Raw genomic sequence first — 18,917 nt, 5'->3', positions numbered from 1 at the left:
GCCCTTTTTCATTTTCAAGACGTAGCAGAACGTCTGTTGCGTTGCTCATCAGCTGCGGATGGCTTGTGCGTGGCACTGCAAGGGTTGATCAGTTACACTTCGCGGCTATTTTCGGCGGGCAATCGGCCCGCGACTTTTCCGAGTGTTGAGCTGTGAGTGACCTGAGTCATATCCGCAATTTTTCCATCATCGCCCATATCGATCACGGTAAGTCGACCCTGGCAGACCGTTTTATCCAGATATGTGGTGGTCTGACCGAGCGTGAAATGGAAGCCCAGGTGCTGGATTCGATGGATCTCGAGCGCGAGCGCGGGATCACCATCAAAGCCCACAGCGTCACGCTTTATTACACCGCGCGCGATGGCAAGACCTACCAGTTGAATTTCATCGACACGCCCGGTCACGTCGACTTCACCTATGAAGTCAGCCGCTCGCTGGCCGCCTGCGAGGGTGCGCTGCTGGTTGTCGATGCTGGCCAGGGCGTCGAGGCGCAGTCGGTCGCCAACTGCTACACGGCGATTGAGCAGGGCCTGGAAGTGATGCCGGTGCTGAACAAGATGGACCTGCCGCAGGCCGACCCGGATAAGGTCAAGGAAGAGATCGAGCACATCATCGGTATCGATGCGACCGACGCCGTGGCCTGCAGCGCCAAGAGCGGCATGGGCGTGGACGAGGTGCTCGAGCGCCTGGTCGCGGTGATTCCGCCGCCGACCGGCGATCTCGAAGCGCCGTTGCAGGCGCTGATCATCGACTCCTGGTTCGACAACTACCTGGGCGTCGTCTCGCTGGTACGGGTTCGCCACGGCCGTATCAAGAAGGGCGACAAGGTGCTGGTGAAATCCACCGGCAAGGTCCACCAGGTGGACAGCGTTGGCGTGTTCAACCCCAAGCACACCGCCACGGCAGACCTCAAGGCTGGCGAAGTGGGCTTCATCATCGCTGGCATCAAGGACATTCTCGGCGCTCCAGTGGGCGACACGCTGACACTGTCGAGCACGCCCGACGTGGAGATGCTGCCCGGTTTCAAGCGCGTCAAGCCGCAGGTCTATGCCGGTCTGTTCCCGGTCAGCTCGGACGACTTCGAGGATTTCCGCGAAGCGCTGCAGAAGCTGACCCTCAACGATGCCGCGTTGCAATACGAGCCGGAAAGCTCCGACGCGTTGGGCTTCGGCTTCCGTATCGGCTTCCTCGGCATGCTGCACATGGAGATCATTCAGGAGCGCCTCGAGCGCGAGTACGACCTGGATCTGATCACCACTGCGCCAACGGTGGTCTACGAACTGCTGTTGAAGAACGGCGACACCATCTACGTCGACAGCCCTTCGAAGCTGCCTGACATGTCCTCTGTCGAGGACATGCGCGAGCCGATCGTGCGGGCCAACATCCTCGTGCCTCAGGAACACCTAGGTAACGTCATCACGCTGTGCATCGAGAAGCGCGGCGTGCAGCGCGATCTGCAGTTCCTTGGCAGCCAGGTGCAGGTACGTTACGACCTGCCGATGAGCGAAGTGGTGCTGGACTTCTTCGATCGCTTGAAGTCGTGCAGCCGCGGCTATGCCTCGCTGGACTACAGCTTCGAATGTTTCCAGTCGGCCAACCTGACGCGCCTGGACATCCTCATCAACGGCGACAAGGTCGACGCGCTGGCACTGATCGTCCACCGCGACAATGCCCACTACAAGGGCCGCATCCTCGTCGAGAAGATGAAGGAACTCATCCCGCGTCAGATGTTCGATGTGGCGATTCAGGCTGCCATCGGCGGCCAGATTGTCGCCCGCAGTACGGTCAAGGCGTTGCGCAAGAACGTTCTGGCCAAATGCTATGGCGGCGATGTGAGCCGTAAGCGCAAGCTGCTGGAAAAGCAGAAAGCCGGTAAGAAGCGCATGAAGCAGGTAGGCAACGTCGAAATCCCGCAGGAGGCGTTCCTCGCCGTGCTGAAGGTGGACAGCTGATATGTCGATCAATTTCCCGTTGTTGCTGGTTATCGCCGTAGCTGTCTGCGGCCTGTTGGCGCTGAGCGACCTGTTGTTCTTCGCCCCCCGTCGCCGGGCTGCGATCGCCAACTACGAAGGACGCACCGGGGAAATCGATCCATCGACCCTTGAGGCGTTGAACAAGGAGCCGGTGCTGATCGAGTACGGCAAGTCGTTCTTCCCGGTGCTGGCCATCGTGCTGGTGCTGCGCTCGTTCCTGGTCGAGCCGTTCCAGATTCCCTCTGGCTCGATGATCCCCACGCTGGAAGTTGGCGATTTCATTCTGGTGAACAAATTCGCCTATGGCATCCGCCTGCCGGTAGTGGACACCAAGGTGATCGAAGTCAGCGATCCGAAACGTGGCGATGTCATGGTGTTCCGCTATCCGAATCAACCAAGCATCAACTACATCAAGCGGGTCGTCGGCCTGCCTGGCGACACCGTGCGTTACAGCAGTGATCGTCGGCTGTTCATCAACGGTCAGCCGGTTGCCGAGACGCTGGTCGGCGAAGAGCCCGGTAGCCTCGGCAGCGCCGTGCTATATCGCGAGAAGCTTGGTGAGGTCGAGCACCTGATTCGCAAGGAAATGGGCCGCTACCGCATCGAGCCGAGTCGGCAGTGGACCGTGCCGGCTGAGCATTACTTCATGATGGGCGATAACCGCGATAACTCGAATGACAGCCGCTATTGGCAGGACGAGTCGATTCCCGCGGAGCTGGCTGGCATGGTTCCGGACCGTAACATCGTCGGCAAGGCGTTCGCCGTATGGATGAGCTGGCCTGACCCGAAGCTCAGCAATCTGCCGCATTTCTCCCGCGTGGGCCTCATTCACTGAAAGCTGTGAATTGCGGCCGTCGCTGAGCGAACCGGGCTCGCTATATTTGTCCTGCCCCGATCGGTGGGTATCGTAACGACATAGAGGTCGACATGAGTTTTGCGCGTTCGCAAAAAGGGCTGTCCATGCTGAGCTGGATCATGGTCCTGGCAATCGTGGCGTTTGTGGCCAGCACGGGATTCAAGATGTTCCCGCATTACTTCGATTACATGTCCATGGATAAGATCATCCAGTCCGTGGAAACCGACGAAGCGCTTGAGATTCAGAGCGTCGGGGAGTTCTATAGTCATGTCAGCAAGGGGATGCAGGTAAACGGCATCCAGAACATCGACCTCAGGGAAGCGCTGAAGGTCGAAATCCAGAACAACGAATTCAGGGCGCACCTGAAATACGAAAAACGCGAGCCGCTGATCCGCAATCTCGATCTGGTGGCGAACTTCGATAAAGAATATCGCCTAAGGATGCCGTGAGCACTTCGTTAGCCCGTCTCGAGCGCAGGCTCGGTTATCAATTCAAGGACCAGGAACTGATGCTCCTGGCCCTGACCCATCGTAGCTATGCCGGACGCAACAACGAGCGTCTGGAGTTTCTCGGCGACGCCATTCTCAACTTCGTTGCGGGTGAGGCGCTGTTCAACCACTTTCCGCAAGCCCGTGAAGGGCAGCTGTCGCGTCTGCGCGCCCGTCTGGTCAAGGGCGAGACGCTGGCGGTGCTGGCGCGTGGATTCGAGCTCGGCGAATATTTGCGCCTGGGCTCCGGTGAACTCAAGAGCGGGGGTTACCGCCGCGAATCGATACTGGCCGACACCCTCGAAGCACTGATCGGCGCCATTTATCTGGATGCGGGCATGGACGTTGCTCGCGAGCGCGTCGTCGCCTGGCTGGCCAACGAGCTGCAAGGCCTGACGCTGGTCGATACCAACAAGGATCCCAAGACACGCCTGCAGGAGTTCCTGCAATCACGCGCCTGTGAGCTGCCGCGTTACGAGGTAGTGGATATCCAGGGTGAGCCGCACTGCCGCACGTTCTTCGTCGAATGTCAGGTGGCCTTGCTCAACGAGAAAACCCACGGGCAGGGCGCCAGCCGCCGAATTGCCGAACAGGTTGCCGCGGCAGCCGCTTTGATCGCCTTGGGCGTGGAGAACGGACATGACTGACGAACAGCTGCAATCCGAAGATGTCAGCCGTTGCGGTTACGTGGCGATCGTCGGCCGGCCGAACGTTGGCAAGTCGACGCTGCTCAACCATATCCTCGGGCAGAAGCTGGCGATCACCTCGCGCAAGCCGCAGACGACGCGGCACAACATGCTCGGCATCAAGACCGAAGGCGGCGTGCAGGCGGTCTATGTCGATACCCCGGGTCTGCACAAGAATGGCGAGACCGCGCTCAACCGCTACATGAACCGCACCGCGGCCTCGGCGCTGAAGGATGTCGACGTGGTGATTTTCGTCGTCGACCGCACTCGCTGGACCGATGAAGACCAGGCCGTGCTCGAGCGTGTGCAGTACGTCACCGGGCCGCTGATCGTCGCCGTCAACAAGACCGACCGCATCGAGGACAAGGCCGAGCTGCTGCCGCACCTGGGCTGGCTGGCCGAGCAGTTGCCGAATGCCGAGATCGTGCCGATCTCGGCGCAGCACGGACAGAACCTGGAAACGTTGGAAAAACTGGTCGCCGATCGTCTGCCCGAGGGCGAGCATTTCTTCCCGGAAGACCAGATCACCGACCGCTCCAGTCGTTTTCTCGCCGCCGAGCTGGTGCGCGAGAAGATCATGCGTCAGCTTGGCGCCGAGGTGCCGTACCAGATCACCGTGGAGATCGAGGACTTCAAGCAGGAAGGCCACGTGCTGCACATCCATGCGCTGATTCTGGTCGAGCGCGATGGGCAGAAGAAGATCATCATCGGCGACAAGGGCGAGCGCATCAAACGCATCGGCCAGGAAGCGCGCAAGGACATGGAGGTGCTGTTCGACTCCAAGGTCATGCTGCACCTGTGGGTCAAGGTGAAGGGTGGCTGGTCCGACGACGAGCGTGCGCTGCATTCGCTGGGTTACCAGTAAGCGCCGACCCGCAATCAATGGTGCGCATCGCGCACCTTCTGGGCTGCCATGCACCAACCTGCGTTTGTTCTGCACAGTCGTCCGTACAAGGAGAGCAGTGCGCTGGTCGACCTGTTCACCCCGCAGGGCCGATTACGTGCCGTCATGCGTGCCGCACGCGGCAAGGCCGGCAGCCTGATCCGCCCCTTCGTATCGCTGGAAGTCGAGCTGCGCGGCAAGTCCGAGCTGAAGACCGTTGCCCGTCTCGAAAGCGCCGGCCCTGCGCACTGGCTCGATGGCCAGGCGCTGTTCAGCGGCATGTACCTCAACGAACTGCTGATTCGCCTGCTGCCCGCCGAAGACGCGCACCCCGCGCTGTTCGATCATTACGTCGCGACACTGCCGGCGCTGGCCGAGCATCGGCCGCTGGAACCGTTGCTGCGGGCCTTCGAATGGCGGTTGCTCAGCGAGTTGGGCTATGGTTTTGCCCTCGATGTGGATATCGCCGGCCAGCCGATCGACCCGCAGCGGCTCTATCACCTACTGCCCGACGCCGGCCTGGAGCCGGTCGCGGGATTCCAGCCGGGGCTGTTCAACGGCGCGGAACTATTGGCCATGGCCGAGGCCGATTGGCAGGTTCCGGGGGCGCTGGCCGCGGCCAAGCGGCTGATGCGCCAGGCCCTGGCGCCGCATCTGGGCGGTCGACCGCTGGTCAGCCGCGAATTGTTCATGAATCTGAAGGAGGCCCCGCGTGACTGAAGCCAATCGAATTCTGCTCGGCGTCAACGTCGACCACGTCGCCACACTGCGTCAGGCCCGCGGCACTCGCTATCCGGACCCGGTCAAGGCTGCGCTGGATGCGGAGGAGGCCGGTGCCGATGGCATCACCGTGCACCTGCGCGAGGATCGCCGGCATATCCAGGAGCGCGATGTACTGATGATGAAGGACGCGCTGCAGACACGGATGAACTTCGAAATGGGGGTCACCGAAGCGATGCTCGCATTCGCCGAGCAGCTGCGTCCGGAGCACGTCTGCCTGGTCCCGGAAACGCGTCAGGAGCTGACCACCGAGGGTGGGCTGGACGTGGCCGGGCAGGAAGCACGCATTCGTGAGGCCGTCGAGCGTCTACGTGGCTGCGGTGCGGAAGTCTCGCTGTTCATCGATGCCGACCCGCGGCAGATCGAGGCGGCCGCTCGTGTCGGCGCACCGGCAATCGAGCTGCACACCGGGCGCTACGCCGATGCCCATAGCGTGGCCGAGCGGGCCTGCGAGCTCGCGCGCATTCGCGACGGTGTCGAGGCCGGTCTGAGTCATGGCCTGATCGTCAACGCCGGCCATGGCCTGCATTACCACAACGCCGAAGCCATCGCGGCGATCCGTGGCGTCAACGAGCTGAATATCGGCCACGCCATCGTTGCCCATGCGCTATTCGTCGGCTTCAAGCAGGCGGTCAAGGAAATGAAGCACCTGATCCTGAGTGCGGCGGCGCGGGGCTGAAAGAATCTGGGGTGTTTCAGTCGCGAGGACCCACGGCGGGCAGCAGGGTGCCCTCTGCGGGCAAACCCGCTCCCACGATAGTGCGGGGCACCGTATTCCACCTCAGCGGCGCAGCAGGTTGATCAGTACGGTCAGCACAACGCTGAGGATCACCATCGAGGTGATCGGGATGAACACCCGGCTGCGTTCGGACTCGATGCGGATGTCGCCGGGCAACCGACCGAACCAGTTCAGCAGCCAGGGAAAGTAGTGCCAGGCGAGCCCGAGCAGTAGCAGCGCGGCGCCGGCCACGATCATCCAGCGTGCCATCTGATCTCCTCGTTTCGCTCCAATCGCTTGGCCGGTCGTGCGCGGTACTCGGCAAAGGCGGCGATCACCTGTGCGGCCAGCACCTCAACCGCTTCGCTTCGATTGCTGCCACGTAGCAGCTTGATCTGATACTCGCCCAGTTGCGGCAACCCATACTGCCCATCCAGACGTTGCAGGGGCGGGCGAATCAGGCTTGATGGATAGGGCGCGATGGCGAGATCGGCAATCATCGCGGCCTCCTGTCCCGAAGCCTGTTCGCTTGAGTAGGCTACCCGGTAGCTGCGGCCGATGCGGCCGAGGGCATCCAGTGCCTGCCGTCGCCAGGCGCAATCAGGGCTGGCCAGCGCCAGCGGTAATGGCGTGCGCAGCGCGGCGACACCACCGCTGCGGCCGGCCCAGACCAGCGGTTCGCTATGGATCGGCTCGCCCCGCGAATCGTCCTGACCGAGGTTGCCGACGGTGATCAAAGCGAGGTCCAGTTCGCCTGCGTCGATGCGCTCGATCATGTCGACGCTGCGCGCGACCGACACATCCACTTCGACTCCGGGATGGCTGCGGGCGAATAACGCCAGCAGACCGGGCAGGATGCGCGTCCCGACATCCGCCGGCGTTCCGAAACGCACGCGACCCTGCAGCGCTGGCTGGAGGAAGTGCGCGATGGCCTCTTCGTTGAGCTTGAGCAGGCGTCGGGCATAGCCGAGCAGCGTCTCGCCGGCCGGCGTAAGGCGCACCTGCCGCGCTTCGCGGACGAACAGGGAGCGCCCGAGGGTTTCTTCCAGGCGCTTGATCTGCATGCTGACGGCCGAGGTGCTGCGATAGATCTGTCCGGCAGCACGGGTGAAGCTGCCGCTCTCGGCGATGGCAACGAAGGTGCGCAGAACATCGCTTTCCAGCAGGGGCGTCGTCGAGGGGCTAGTGGATCGCTCAAGCGGTTCGGGCATAGGCGAGGCTTCAGTTTTTCTGAACATAGGCTTTTATATTAGTCGTTTGTTTGAACGACTGGTGCCCGCTCATCCTGTAGGCAACCGGTGGCGCCACAACCCGTGGCCACCGTGAGCGAAGCGGAGGTGAGCATGTCTGGTGAACGACGCGATACCTGTGTACGGCAACCATCCGAGCCGCAGATGCCGGACTTCTATCTGCCGGCCATGTGGCCGCTGGGTCTGCAGCGCAGCCTGCATGACTGGTTTCGCGCCTGGCGGCAGCGGCGTCTGTATCGGCGACTGCTGAAGCTGGATGATCGCCAATTGGCGTCGCGCGATCTGGATCGGCGCCGGCTCGGTGAAATGGCTCAGGCACCGTTGCGCCAGTTGGTAGCGCAGCGGCGCAAGCGTTGCAGCCCTGCGTGCCCCGCTCGTTGAGCGGCAGACAGGCCGTCAGGGCTTTCGGGCGAGGAGCACGGCGCGCATGGGGGCCGGCAGGCCTTCGACCGTTTTGCCGTGGTCCTGCGGGTCGAGGAAGTCGGGCAACGACTGGTAGCGCATCCATTCGGTGCTGCGCTGTTCCGCGACGCTGGTCACGCTGACGTCAACGCAGCGCACGTCGACGAAACCGGCGCGGCGCAACCAGCATTCCAGCGCCTTCACCGAGGGCAGGAACCAGACGTTGCGCATCTGCGCATAGCGGTCCTCCGGCACCAGGGCGGTATTCTCGTCGCCCTCGACCACCAGCGTCTCCAGCACCAGCTCGCCGCCGCGGACCAGGCAGTCCTTCAGATCGAGCAGGTGATCGATGGGCGAACGGCGATGGTAAAGCACGCCCATGGAAAACACCGTGTCGAAGCCCTCGAGCCTGGCCGGAAGCTCTTCCAGGGCGAACGGCAGATGCCAGACCGGCATTTCCGGCAGGTAGCGCTTCATCGCATGGAACTGGCAGAAGAACAGCCAGTTCGGGTCGACCCCAACCACGCTGTCGGCGCCGGCACCGAGCATGCGCCACATGTAGTAGCCGTTGCCGCAACCCACGTCGAGGATGCGTTTGCCGGCCAGATTCAGGTGCGGTGCGACCCGGTCCCACTTCCAGTCCGAGCGCCACTCGGTATCGACATGCACGCCGAACACGTCGAACGGACCCTTGCGCCATGGCGAGAGCCCCATCAGCGCATCGTGGGTGGCCTGGCGCGTGGCGTCGTCACAGGGCGCGTCGAGGCGGAAGCCGTCACGCAGTTCGACCTGCTCGGGCGCCAGCGCAGGCAGCGCGTCGACGGCGCGCCGCCAGCGCGGCAGATCACCGTGACCGACCGCGAGTTTGCCGTCCAGCTGCTGCTGAACGCCGTTGGCCCAGGCGGCCAGCGGGGTGCCGGCCAGGCGCCAGGCGAGGGGAGTGAGGTCGAGGTTCATGGCAGGGCGATCAGCGAGGCGAAATTCAGGCATTGGAACCAGGGTACGACCTTGGAAAAGCCGGCATCCAGTAGCCGTTGGCGATGGGTTTCCAGACTGTCCGGTTTCATCACGTTTTCGATGGCGCTGCGCTTCTGGGCGATTTCCAGTTCGCTGTAGCCATTGGCGCGCTTGAAGGCGATGTGCAGGTCGGTCAGCAACTGTTGCTCGTCTTCATCTTCGAAGCGCAGCTTTTCCGACAGGATCAGCGCGCCACCGGGCACCAGTGCCTGGCGAATGCGGCTGAGCAGGGCCGGGCGCTGCTGCGGTGCGATGAACTGCAGGGTGAAGTTCAGCGCCACCAGCGAGCTGGGCTGGAACTGCAGAGCCAGGATGTCGCCCTCGATGACCTCGACCGGCAACAGCTCCTGGAACATCGAGTCCTGTCCGTGGAGGTATTCGCGGCAGCGCTCGACCATCGCCGCGGAGTTGTCCACGGCGATGACCTGGCAGTTGTCGGCAGTCACGTGGCGGCGCAACGCCTGGGTCACCGCGCCCAGCGAACAGCCGAGGTCGTACAGGCGGGTATTGGGCTGGGCGAACTGCGCGGCGATCACGCCGATGTTCTCGACGATGGTCGGGTAACCGGGCACAGAGCGCTTGATCATGTCGGGAAACACCCGCACCACGTCCTCGTTGAAGACGAAGTCCTGAATGCGGGGCAGGGGCTGGGCGAACAGACGGTCGGGATCGTGACTCACGGTGTCGGGCGGCGTGTGTGAAAACGGGGCGGCATTGTAGCCGAAACCACGCTCGCCGCGGGCTCCGCCCGACTCAGCGTACCTCGATACGGCAATCGAACATGCCCGCTGGCTCGGCGTCGGCCTCCCACGGACGTTGATAGGTGAGGTACAGCCGGCCGCTGCCGGACTCCTGTGCTTCGAAGCGCCAGGTCGACAGGCCATCCCCGCCGATCATGTCGGCTTTCGGATTGCTGAATACCTCGGGGCCGAGGCTGCGCAATTGCTCCGCGGCGGCTTCGTGCAGAATCCAGCGATAGCCGGTGGTCGGGTTGCTCGGCAGGCTGACGATGAGTTGCTGGCCGCTCTGCAGCGTTTGCGGGCAGCGGTTGTCGTCGCTGAGCACGACGCTGGAGGGCGTCTTGTCGTTGCTTGCGCAAGCCACGAGCAGGGCGAAGCTGGCGGGCAGCAATAGACGAGGGATGTCGAAAGGCATGATCGGCACCGGTCGGAAATGAGTTGGGAAGGATAGCCCAAAAGGGGGCGGTCGCAGGCGCGCACTCCGTCTGCGCCGGCCCAGGGGTGCAAGTGCAGCGCGACTTCCACCCCACGATTCAGCTGTTCTGCATCTTGTCCCGCGTCAGAACAGCACCTTGGCTACATCGGCGAAGCGCTTGGCGAAATGCACTGTCAGGCCTTCCTTGAGATAGTCAGGCAACTCTTCGAAATCGCCGCGATTGGCTTCCGGCAGGATCAGTTCGAAGATCTTCTGCCGCCGCGCCGCGATCACCTTCTCGCGCACGCCGCCAATCGGCAATACGTGGCCGGTCAGCGTCAGCTCGCCGGTCATGGCCACGCCTTTCTTCGGCGGCTGGTTGCGCGCGAGGGAGAGCAGCGCGCTGGCCATGGTGATGCCGGCACTGGGGCCGTCCTTGGGCGTGGCACCCTCCGGCACATGCAGGTGCACGAAGGCTTCGTCGAAGAACTCCGGGTCGCCCTTGAAGGCTTTCAGGTTCGAGCTGACGTAGCTGTAGGCGATCTCTGCCGATTCCTTCATCACGTCACCGAGCTTGCCGGTGAGCTTGAAGCCGCGGTTCAGCGTGTGGATACGCGTGGCCTCGATCGGCAGTGTGGCGCCGCCCATGCTGGTCCAGGCGAGGCCGGTGATCACACCGACGCCGGAGAGCACCTGTTCGCTGCGGAACACCGGTTTGCCGAGGTAGCTTTCCAGGTCCTTCGGCGTGATCTTCAGCTCCGCTTGCGGGTCTTCCAGCAACTGCACCACGGCCTTGCGCACCAGCTTGCCCAGTTGCTTCTCCAGCTGACGCACACCGGCTTCACGGGCATAGCCTTCGATCACCGCTTTCATGGCGCTGTCGCTGATGGTGAGGCGTTGCTTGGGTACGCCGGTCCTGTCCAGCAGTTTGGGCCACAGGTGGCGCTTGGCGATGGCCAGCTTTTCCTCGGCGATGTAGCCGGACAGGCGGATCACCTCCATGCGATCCAGCAGCGGGCCGGGGATCGAGTCCAGGGTGTTCGCCGTGCAGACGAACAGCACCTTGGACAGGTCCAGGCGCAGATCCAGGTAGTGGTCGAGAAATTCCACGTTCTGTTCCGGGTCCAGTGTCTCCAGCAGCGCCGAGGCCGGATCGCCCTGGTAGCTGCTGCTGAGCTTGTCGATCTCGTCGAGCATGATCACCGGGTTCATCACCTCGACATCCTTGAGCGCCTGCACCAGCTTGCCGGGCAGGGCGCCGATGTAGGTACGCCGGTGGCCCTTGATCTCCGCCTCGTCGCGCATGCCGCCGACGCTGAAGCGATAGAACGGCCGGCCGAGGGATTCGGCGATGGACTTGCCGATACTGGTCTTGCCCACGCCCGGCGGGCCGACCAAGAGCACGATGGAGCCGGCGATCTCGCCCTTGAAGGCACCGACGGCGAGAAATTCGAGAATGCGGTTCTTGATGTCGTCGAGGCCGGCGTGGTGCTTGTCGAGCACCTTGCGCGCGCGCTTGAGGTCGAGTTTGTCCTTGCCCAGCACGCCCCAGGGCAGGGCGGTGGCCCAGTCCAGATAGTTGCGGGTGACGGCGTATTCCGGCGAGCCGGTCTCGAGGATCGACAGCTTGTTCAGCTCTTCGTCGATGCGCTTCTGTGCGGCGGGTGGCACTACCTTGCCTTGCAGTCGCGCGCGGAATTCGTCGGCGTCGGCGCTCTTGTCGTCCTTGGTGATGCCCAGTTCGCGCTGGATGATCTTCAGCTGTTCCTTGAGGAAGAACTCGCGCTGGCGCTCGCCGATCTTGCGATTCACCTCGCCGGTCAGCTCCTTCTGCAGTCGGGCGACTTCCACTTCCTTGCGCAGCAGCGGCAGCACTTTCTCCATGCGCTTCAACACCGGCACGGTATCCAGCACTTCCTGCAGCTCTATGCCAGGCGCGGTGGTCAGCGCGGCAGCGAAGTCCGACAGCGGCGACGGGTCGTTGGGGCTGAAGCGGTTCAGGTAGTTCTTCAGTTCCTCGCTGTACAGCGGATTGAGCGGCAGCAGCTCCTTGATCGCATTGATCAGCGCCATGCCGTAGGCCTTCACCTCGTCGCGTGGGTCTTCATCGCTCTTCGGGTAATCGACTTCCACCAGATACGGCGGTTTGCGCCGCAGCCAGCCGCGGATGCGCACCCGCGCCAGGCCCTGGGCGACGAACTGCAGCTTGCCGCCCTCCTGCGACGCGTGGTGCACACGGACCATGGTGCCGTGCTCCGGCAGGCTGTCCGGGTCGAAGGTGGCCATGTCCAGCACTGGCGAATCGACGAAGAACAGTGCCACGCGCTGGTGCGGCGTCTTCGCCACGCGCTCCAGGGTCTCGGCCCAGGGATCTTCGTTGACGATCACCGGCAGCACCTGCGCCGGGAAGAACGGCCGGTTGTGCACCGGGATGATGTAGAGCTTGTCCGGCTGCTGTTGATCGGGCAGTACGAGACCGTTGGAGGAGATGATTTCCTGCTCGATATGATCCTGATTGACGTCGTCGTTCATGCGGCACCCGTTGCGAATACGTGCACCTTAGATGGGTGGTGGCGCGGATGATTTCAATCCCGTCGCATGGGGGTGTGCACCGTGGGGTGCGGTCCGGTAAAGTGCCGGCGGTCTGTTCCCTTTCGGCATGGCCTCCGAACGACGCGGCGACAGACTCAGCCTCAGGTGCCAAGCATGCTCAACGCCCGTCTGCTTCGTCTGGATGATCGGACTCACCAGCACGCCCACGACTATCACCAGCTGGTGATGTCGCTCTCCGGGCGCGCGGAATTCGAGGTCAATGGCTCGGGTGGCGAAGTCTGCCGCATGCGCGCCTGCCTGGTGCCGGGCGATGCCGACCACGGCTTCGCCGGCATGGGCGACAACCGCATGCTGATCATCGATCTCGACGAGCAGGATGTCGGCACCGATGACCCTGCGCTATTGGCCCGCCTGTTCGAGGCGCCGCGCTATCCCGCGCTGGATGCCGATTTCCAGAATCTGCTGGCCTACGCCGGTGCCGAGCTGGCGCGCTACGGCAGCGACCCGCTGCTGGCCCGCGCGCTGGGCGGCGTGCTGTTGCGGGCGCTGCACCTGCGGTTGTTCGGCGAATCCCAGCAGCGACCGGCCGGTCCGCTCGATCTGCAGCGGCTGGACAGCCATATCCAGGACAACCTGGCGCGACGCATCACCGTCGCCGAGCTGGCCCAGGTGGTCTGCCTCAGCCCCAGCCACTTTCACGCCCAGTTCAAGGATTGCGTCGGCCTCACGCCGCACCAGTACCTGCTCAAGACCCGCCTCGACCGTGCCGCCCGCCTGCTGCGTGAAACGCCGCTGCCATTGGTGCGGATTGCCGAGGAGTGCGGCTTTTCCAGCCAGAGCGCCTTGACCACGGCGACCCGCCGCTACCTCGGTCTGACTCCTCGCGGATTGCGCAAGTCGGATTCCTGAGCGTTCTTCTGAGCGCCCTGTTTTCGGGCTCTTCAGCTACCCCCCGCGCAGATTCCTGAGCCATTCTGGTGCGCTTTTATTGCCGCCGCGTTGCCGCATTCGGCTTTCGGAGTTTTTCGTAAAACTTCCGTAGCTTTGCGCAAGAACGACGCGTCTTGCTGCCCCTACATTCCGTGTCCCGACCTGGCTCTTCGTCTTGTGCTGCACCATCAGCCTGGCCGTGGACTAGACCTATAAGCAGACACAATCACAAGAGGAGCGGCGCATGTTCAAGGCCGGTCACGTGCTGGAAGGCGCCTTCGCCAACCAGAAAGCCGCGGAATTCTTTCCCGCCATCAGCGCCAACTACGCCGTTGACGAGGCGCAATATCTCACCGAACTGCTGCAGCTTGCCGATCCCGGCGAGGCGGGCATTGCCGCCATTCGCGAGCGAGCGCGCAGCCTGATTGAGGCGGTGCGCGGGCGTGACAATGCCGTCGATACCCTCGATGCGCTGCTGCGCCAGTACAGCCTGGACACCCAGGAAGGGCTGATGCTGATGTGCCTGGCCGAGGCGCTGCTGCGGGTGCCGGACTCGGCGACCGCCGATGCGCTGATTCGCGACAAGCTCAACGCCGCCGAATGGGAACGGCATCTCGGCCAGAGCGACAACGTGCTGGTCAACTTCGCCGCCTGGGGGTTGGTGATGACCGGCAAGGTGGTCGATCCGGAAACCGCCGACGGCCGGCCGAAGAACGTCATCGGCCGCTTGCTCAAGCGCTCCGGCGAACCGGTGATCCGCAGCGCGATGAACCAGGCGATGAAGCTGATGGGCAAGCAGTTCGTGCTTGGCCGTACCATCTCCGAAGCGCTGAAAAACGGCCGTCCCGAGCGCGAGAAGGGCTACACCTATTCATTCGACATGCTCGGCGAGGCCGCGCTGACCGCCGAAGACGCCGCCAAGTACATGGCCGACTATCGTCAGGCCGTGGAAACCGTCGGCGCCGAGCCGCAGGTCGGCAAAGGGCCGCGGCCATCGGTGTCGATCAAGTTGTCGGCGCTGCACCCGCGTTATGAAGTCGCCCAGCGCGAACGCGTGCTCACCGAGCTGTTCGCCAGTGTGCGCGAACTGGCCGTGCTGGCGCGTCAGCGCAATGTCGGGATCACCATCGACGCCGAGGAGGCCGACCGCCTCGAGCTGTCGCTGGAGCTGTACGAAAAGCTCCTGCGCGACCCGGCCATCGCCGGCTGGGGTGAGTTCGGCCTGGTCATCCAGGCGTACTCCAAACGCTGCTTGCCGGTGCTGGTCTGGCTGACGCTGCTCGGTCGCGAACTGGGCGAACGCATTCCGCTGCGGCTGGTAAAGGGCGCCTACTGGGACAGTGAGATCAAGCAGTGCCAGGTCCAGGGTCTGGACGGCTACCCCGTCTACACGCGCAAGGAAGGCACCGACACCTCCTACCTTGCCTGCGCGCGCTACCTGTTGTCCGAGCACACCCGTGGGGTGATCTACCCGCAGTTCGCCAGCCACAACGCGCATACCGTCAGCTGCATCCTGGCCATGGCCGAAGAAACCTCGCAGCCGCGCGAGTTCGAGTTCCAGCGTCTGCACGGCATGGGCGATGCGCTGTACGACACGGTGATCGAGAAGTACGCCCGCAACGTACGGATCTACGCACCGGTCGGCGCGCACAAGGACCTGCTGCCCTATCTGGTGCGGCGCCTGCTGGAGAACGGTGCCAACTCGTCGTTCGTCCACCAGCTGGTCGACCCGCGCGTGCCGGTCGAATCGCTGATCGATCACCCGGTGAGCCAGCTGCGCAAGTTCGCTGCACTGGGCAACCCGCGCATTCCGCTGCCGCCGGCGCTGTTCGGCAATCGCAAGAACTCCCAAGGGATCAACATGAATATCCAGAACCAATGGAACGACCTGGCCAGCGCCTACCAACCTTTCCTCGAGCGCCAGTGGCAGGCGGCGCCGGTCATCAGCGGGCAGCGGCTCGCCGGTACGCCGTCCGAGGTGCGTTGCCCCTATGACCTGAACAAGGTCGTTGGCCAGGCCCAGTTCGCCAGCGCCGAGCAGGCGCGCCAGGCCGTCGATCGCCTGGCGGCTTACTGGCCAATCTGGAATGCCACGCCGGTGGAAGCCCGTGCTGCGGTGCTGGAGCGCCTGGGCGATCTGCTGGAGCAGCACCGCGCCGAGCTGATGGCGCTGTGTACCGTGGAAGCCGGCAAGTCGCTGCAGGATGGTATCGACGAAGTACGCGAGGCGGTGGATTTCTGCCGTTACTACGCGCAGCAGGCGCGGCAGAAGCTCGGCCGCGAAGAGCTGAAAGGCCCGACCGGCGAGCGCAACGAGCTGTTCCATGAAGGCCGCGGTGTGTTCGCTTGCGTCAGCCCGTGGAATTTCCCGCTGGCGATCTACCTCGGCCAGATCAGCGCGGCCCTGGTGGCCGGCAACACCGTGCTGGCCAAGCCGGCCGAGCAGACCAGCCTCATCGCTGCGCGTGCGCTTGAACTGCTGTTCGAAGCCGGTCTGCCGAAAGAGGCGATCGCCTTCCTGCCGGGCGACGGCGCCACCCTGGGCGGCGTGTTCTGTCGCGATCCGCGGGTGGTCGGCGTGTGCTTCACCGGTTCGACCGATACGGCGCGCATCATCAATCGCCAGCTGGCCGAAAAGGAAGGCCCGATCGCCACGCTCATCGCCGAGACCGGCGGGCAGAACGCGATGATCGTCGACTCCACCGCGCTGCCCGAGCAGGTGATCAAGGATGCGGTCGGTTCCGCCTTCACCAGCGCCGGCCAGCGTTGCTCGGCGTTGCGCGTGCTCTATGTGCAGCGTGATATCGCTGATCGTGTGATCGAGTTGCTCAAGGGCGCCATGGCCGAGCTCAGAGTTGGCCCGACCCATCTGCGCGAGAACGACATCGGCCCGGTGATCGACCAGGAAGCTCGCGAAGGTCTGCTGGCGCATATCCAACAGCTCAAGAGCGAAGGGCGCCTGATCGCCGAGGCGACATTGCTGGCTGGCCTCAACGGTCATTTCGTGGCACCGGTGGCCTTCGAGATCGACGGCATTCACCAGCTCAAGAAGGAGCAGTTCGGCCCGGTATTGCACGTGGTGCGCTACGACGCGGCGGACCTGGAAAAGGTCGTCGCGGCGATCAACGGCACCGGCTACGGCCTGACCCTCGGCGTACACAGCCGCAACGAGGAAACCGCCGAACGCATCGAGCAACTGGCGCGGGTCGGCAACCTCTATGTCAATCGCAACCAGATTGGTGCCGTGGTCGGCGTGCAGCCGTTCGGCGGCTGTGGTCTGTCGGGCACCGGTCCGAAGGCGGGTGGCCCCAGCTATGTGCTGCGCTTCGCCAACGAGCGGACCACCTCCACCAACACCACTGCGGTGGGCGGCAACGCCTCGCTGCTTTCGCTCGGAGACGACTGAACGCATTCACGCTGTACCACCGGGTGAATGGTGTTGATCGTTCACCCGGCGCATCACGCTAAACCTCCCGACCGCTCAGGCAGCCGGAACACAACAACAATTGGACAGTCGGCGGACGCTCTTCCGCCACTGACGGGCCCGGTTGGGCCTGTCACAGGTGATGGCCTTTTCGCTATCGCCCTCTGCCAAGGTGCTGCGTGGGTCTTCTCGCGTTGCGCCGAACAACAACTAACGAGGGACACACATGAGCATCAGTACACCCACGCTGATCACCTTTCTGATCTACATCGCGGCGATGATCCTGATCGGTTTCATCGCCTACCGCGCCACCAAGAACTTCTCCGACTACATCCTCGGCGGCCGCAGCCTCGGCAGTTTCGTCACCGCGCTGTCGGCCGGTGCCTCGGACATGAGCGGCTGGCTGCTGATGGGCCTGCCCGGTGCGATCTTCGTCGCCGGTCTGTCGGAAAGCTGGATCGCCATCGGCCTGATCGTCGGCGCCTGGCTGAACTGGTTGTTCGTCGCCGGGCGCCTGCGCGTGCATACCGAGCACAACCACAACGCGCTGACGCTGCCGGATTACTTCTCGCACCGCTTCGAGGATGAGAGCCGCATGCTGCGGATCTTCTCCGCGCTGGTGATCCTGGTGTTCTTCACCATCTATTGCGCCTCCGGCGTCGTCGCCGGTGCGCGGCTGTTCGAGAGCAGCTTCGGCGTGCCGTACGAGTACGCACTGTGGATCGGCGCCGCGGCGACCATCCTCTATGTGTTCATCGGTGGCTTCCTCGCCGTCAGTTGGACCGACACCGTGCAGGCGACGCTGATGATCTTCGCGCTGCTGATCACCCCGGTGTTCGTCATCCTCGCCCTAGGCGACATGGGCGCCGCGATGGATACCATCGGCACGCAGAATCCGGCCGCGTTCGACATGTTCAGCGGGCTTTCCTTCGTCGCCATCATCTCGCTGCTGGCCTGGGGCCTGGGCTACTTCGGCCAGCCGCACATTCTGGTGCGCTTCATGGCCGCCGACTCGATCAAGACCATCCCCAACGCCCGTCGCATCGGCATGGCCTGGATGATCCTGACGCTGGCCGGCGCCGTGGCGGTGGGCTTCTTCGGTATCGCCTACTTCGCCGGACACCCGGAACTGGCCGGGCCGGTTAGCCAGAATGGTGAGCGTGTTTTCCTCGAGTTGGTGAAGATCCTGTTCAACCCGTGGGTTGCCGGCATCATCCTCTCCGGCGTGCTGGCGGCGGTGATGAGTACCCTGAGTGCGCAGCTCCTGGTGAGCTCCAGTGCCCTGACCCAGGACTTCTACAAGGCCATGCTGCGCAAGAGCGCCTCGCAGACCGAATTGGTCTGGGTCGGCCGGGCGATGGTGCTGCTGATCGCGCTGGTCGCCATCGGCATCGCCTCCAACCCGGACAGCAAGGTGCTGGGCCTGGTGTCCTACGCCTGGGCCGGCTTCGGCGCGGCGTTCGGTCCGGTGGTATTGATCTCGCTGCTGTGGAAGCGCATGACCCGCAACGGCGCGCTGGCCGGCATGCTGGTCGGTGCCGTCACCGTGGTGGTATGGAAGGAGTTCATCGGCCTGGGCCTGTACGAAATCATCCCGGGCTTCATCCTCGCCAGCATCGCCATCTATGTGGTGAGCAAGATGGGCGCCGAACCGGCCCCGAGCATCGTCAAGCGCTTCGAGGAAGCCGACGCGGATTATCACGCCGGCTAAGGCCAGTGTCGGAGTGTTGCCCCGGCTCGAAAGCTGAATTCGAAGCGGGGCGCACTTCCACAGGCTGCAGAGGGTTTCGCTGCGAGTACCT

17 protein-coding genes are annotated in these 18,917 nt (G+C 63.6%); 11 read left to right on the top strand and 6 right to left on the bottom strand.

The window, feature by feature from the left end; genetic code table 11:
* Window positions 1-152: 152 nt before the first annotated feature.
* The 7 genes from lepA (at window position 153) to pdxJ (ending at window position 6,345) form a co-directional block, all read left to right on the top strand.
* Window positions 153-1,952: a translation elongation factor 4 gene (gene lepA / locus P5704_007320; protein WOF80272.1), complete on the top strand. Its 1,800-nt coding sequence runs from the start codon at window positions 153-155 to the stop codon at window positions 1,950-1,952.
* Between the two features lies 1 nt (window position 1,953).
* A complete protein-coding gene (gene lepB / locus P5704_007315) occupies window positions 1,954-2,808 on the top strand; it encodes a signal peptidase I (protein WOF80271.1) in 855 nt (284 codons plus the stop codon).
* Between the two features lie 92 nt (window positions 2,809-2,900).
* A complete protein-coding gene (locus tag P5704_007310) occupies window positions 2,901-3,278 on the top strand; it encodes a DUF4845 domain-containing protein (protein WOF80270.1) in 378 nt (125 codons plus the stop codon).
* Window positions 3,275-3,964 (top strand): ribonuclease III, encoded by a 690-nt coding sequence (gene rnc, locus P5704_007305; protein ID WOF80269.1) that lies wholly within the window; start codon window positions 3,275-3,277, stop codon window positions 3,962-3,964. Before P5704_007310 ends, rnc begins: the two co-directional genes overlap by 4 nt.
* Window positions 3,957-4,868 carry a GTPase Era gene (gene era, locus P5704_007300; protein ID WOF80268.1) on the top strand — a complete coding sequence of 304 codons (912 nt, stop codon included), beginning with the start codon at window positions 3,957-3,959 and terminating at the stop codon, window positions 4,866-4,868. Before rnc ends, era begins: the two co-directional genes overlap by 8 nt.
* A 48-nt stretch (window positions 4,869-4,916) precedes the next feature.
* Entirely contained in the window at window positions 4,917-5,606 is a 690-nt protein-coding gene (gene recO, locus P5704_007295; protein ID WOF80267.1) for a DNA repair protein RecO, read from the top strand.
* A complete protein-coding gene (gene pdxJ / locus P5704_007290) occupies window positions 5,599-6,345 on the top strand; it encodes a pyridoxine 5'-phosphate synthase (protein ID WOF80266.1) in 747 nt (248 codons plus the stop codon). Before recO ends, pdxJ begins: the two co-directional genes overlap by 8 nt.
* A gap of 102 nt (window positions 6,346-6,447) precedes the next feature.
* On the opposite strand, the gene P5704_007285 is transcribed toward pdxJ, so the two are convergent.
* On the bottom strand, window positions 6,448-6,654 hold the full coding sequence (locus tag P5704_007285) for a DUF2905 domain-containing protein (GenBank protein WOF80265.1): 207 nt from the start codon (window positions 6,652-6,654) through the stop codon (window positions 6,448-6,450).
* Window positions 6,639-7,595 (bottom strand): LysR substrate-binding domain-containing protein, encoded by a 957-nt coding sequence (locus tag P5704_007280; protein ID WOF80264.1) that lies wholly within the window; start codon window positions 7,593-7,595, stop codon window positions 6,639-6,641. Before P5704_007280 ends, P5704_007285 begins: the two co-directional genes overlap by 16 nt.
* 132 nt (window positions 7,596-7,727) lie before the next feature.
* Here P5704_007280 and P5704_007275 point away from each other — a divergent pair, with 132 nt between their 5' ends.
* Window positions 7,728-8,015, top strand: coding sequence for a hypothetical protein (locus tag P5704_007275; protein ID WOF80263.1), 288 nt, complete (start codon window positions 7,728-7,730; stop codon window positions 8,013-8,015).
* A gap of 15 nt (window positions 8,016-8,030) precedes the next feature.
* On the opposite strand, the gene cmoB is transcribed toward P5704_007275, so the two are convergent.
* The 4 genes from cmoB to lon all read right to left on the bottom strand — a co-directional run bounded on the left by cmoB (window position 8,031) and on the right by lon (window position 12,740).
* Window positions 8,031-8,993 carry a tRNA 5-methoxyuridine(34)/uridine 5-oxyacetic acid(34) synthase CmoB gene (cmoB, locus tag P5704_007270; protein ID WOF80262.1) on the bottom strand — a complete coding sequence of 321 codons (963 nt, stop codon included), beginning with the start codon at window positions 8,991-8,993 and terminating at the stop codon, window positions 8,031-8,033.
* Entirely contained in the window at window positions 8,990-9,733 is a 744-nt protein-coding gene (gene cmoA, locus P5704_007265) for a carboxy-S-adenosyl-L-methionine synthase CmoA (GenBank protein ID WOF80261.1), read from the bottom strand. The genes cmoB and cmoA overlap by 4 nt, the downstream gene beginning before the upstream one ends.
* A 73-nt stretch (window positions 9,734-9,806) precedes the next feature.
* Entirely contained in the window at window positions 9,807-10,208 is a 402-nt protein-coding gene (locus tag P5704_007260) for a protease inhibitor I42 family protein (protein ID WOF80260.1), read from the bottom strand.
* Window positions 10,209-10,352: 144 nt separating this feature from the next.
* The gene (gene lon, locus P5704_007255; protein ID WOF80259.1) at window positions 10,353-12,740 is read right to left on the bottom strand and encodes an endopeptidase La; all 2,388 of its coding nucleotides are present in this window, start codon (window positions 12,738-12,740) and stop codon (window positions 10,353-10,355) included.
* A 174-nt stretch (window positions 12,741-12,914) separates the two neighbouring features.
* Between lon and P5704_007250 the strand changes: the two genes are divergently transcribed.
* The 3 genes from P5704_007250 to putP all read left to right on the top strand — a co-directional run bounded on the left by P5704_007250 (window position 12,915) and on the right by putP (window position 18,826).
* Window positions 12,915-13,670, top strand: coding sequence for an AraC family transcriptional regulator (locus tag P5704_007250; GenBank protein WOF80258.1), 756 nt, complete (start codon window positions 12,915-12,917; stop codon window positions 13,668-13,670).
* Between the two features lie 265 nt (window positions 13,671-13,935).
* Window positions 13,936-17,097, top strand: a complete 3,162-nt coding sequence (gene putA, locus P5704_007245) for a bifunctional proline dehydrogenase/L-glutamate gamma-semialdehyde dehydrogenase PutA (GenBank protein ID WOF80257.1) — start codon at window positions 13,936-13,938, stop codon at window positions 17,095-17,097.
* Window positions 17,098-17,341: 244 nt separating this feature from the next.
* On the top strand, window positions 17,342-18,826 hold the full coding sequence (putP, locus tag P5704_007240; protein ID WOF80256.1) for a sodium/proline symporter PutP: 1,485 nt from the start codon (window positions 17,342-17,344) through the stop codon (window positions 18,824-18,826).
* The last annotated feature ends 91 nt before the right edge of the window (window positions 18,827-18,917 follow it).

Source organism: Pseudomonas sp. FeN3W, assembly GCA_030263805.2.
Taxonomy (GTDB): Bacteria; Pseudomonadota; Gammaproteobacteria; order Pseudomonadales; family Pseudomonadaceae; genus Stutzerimonas; species Stutzerimonas stutzeri_G.
The sequence above is the reverse complement of the archived record's forward strand: the minus strand, read 5'-3'. Positions and strand labels throughout refer to the sequence as shown.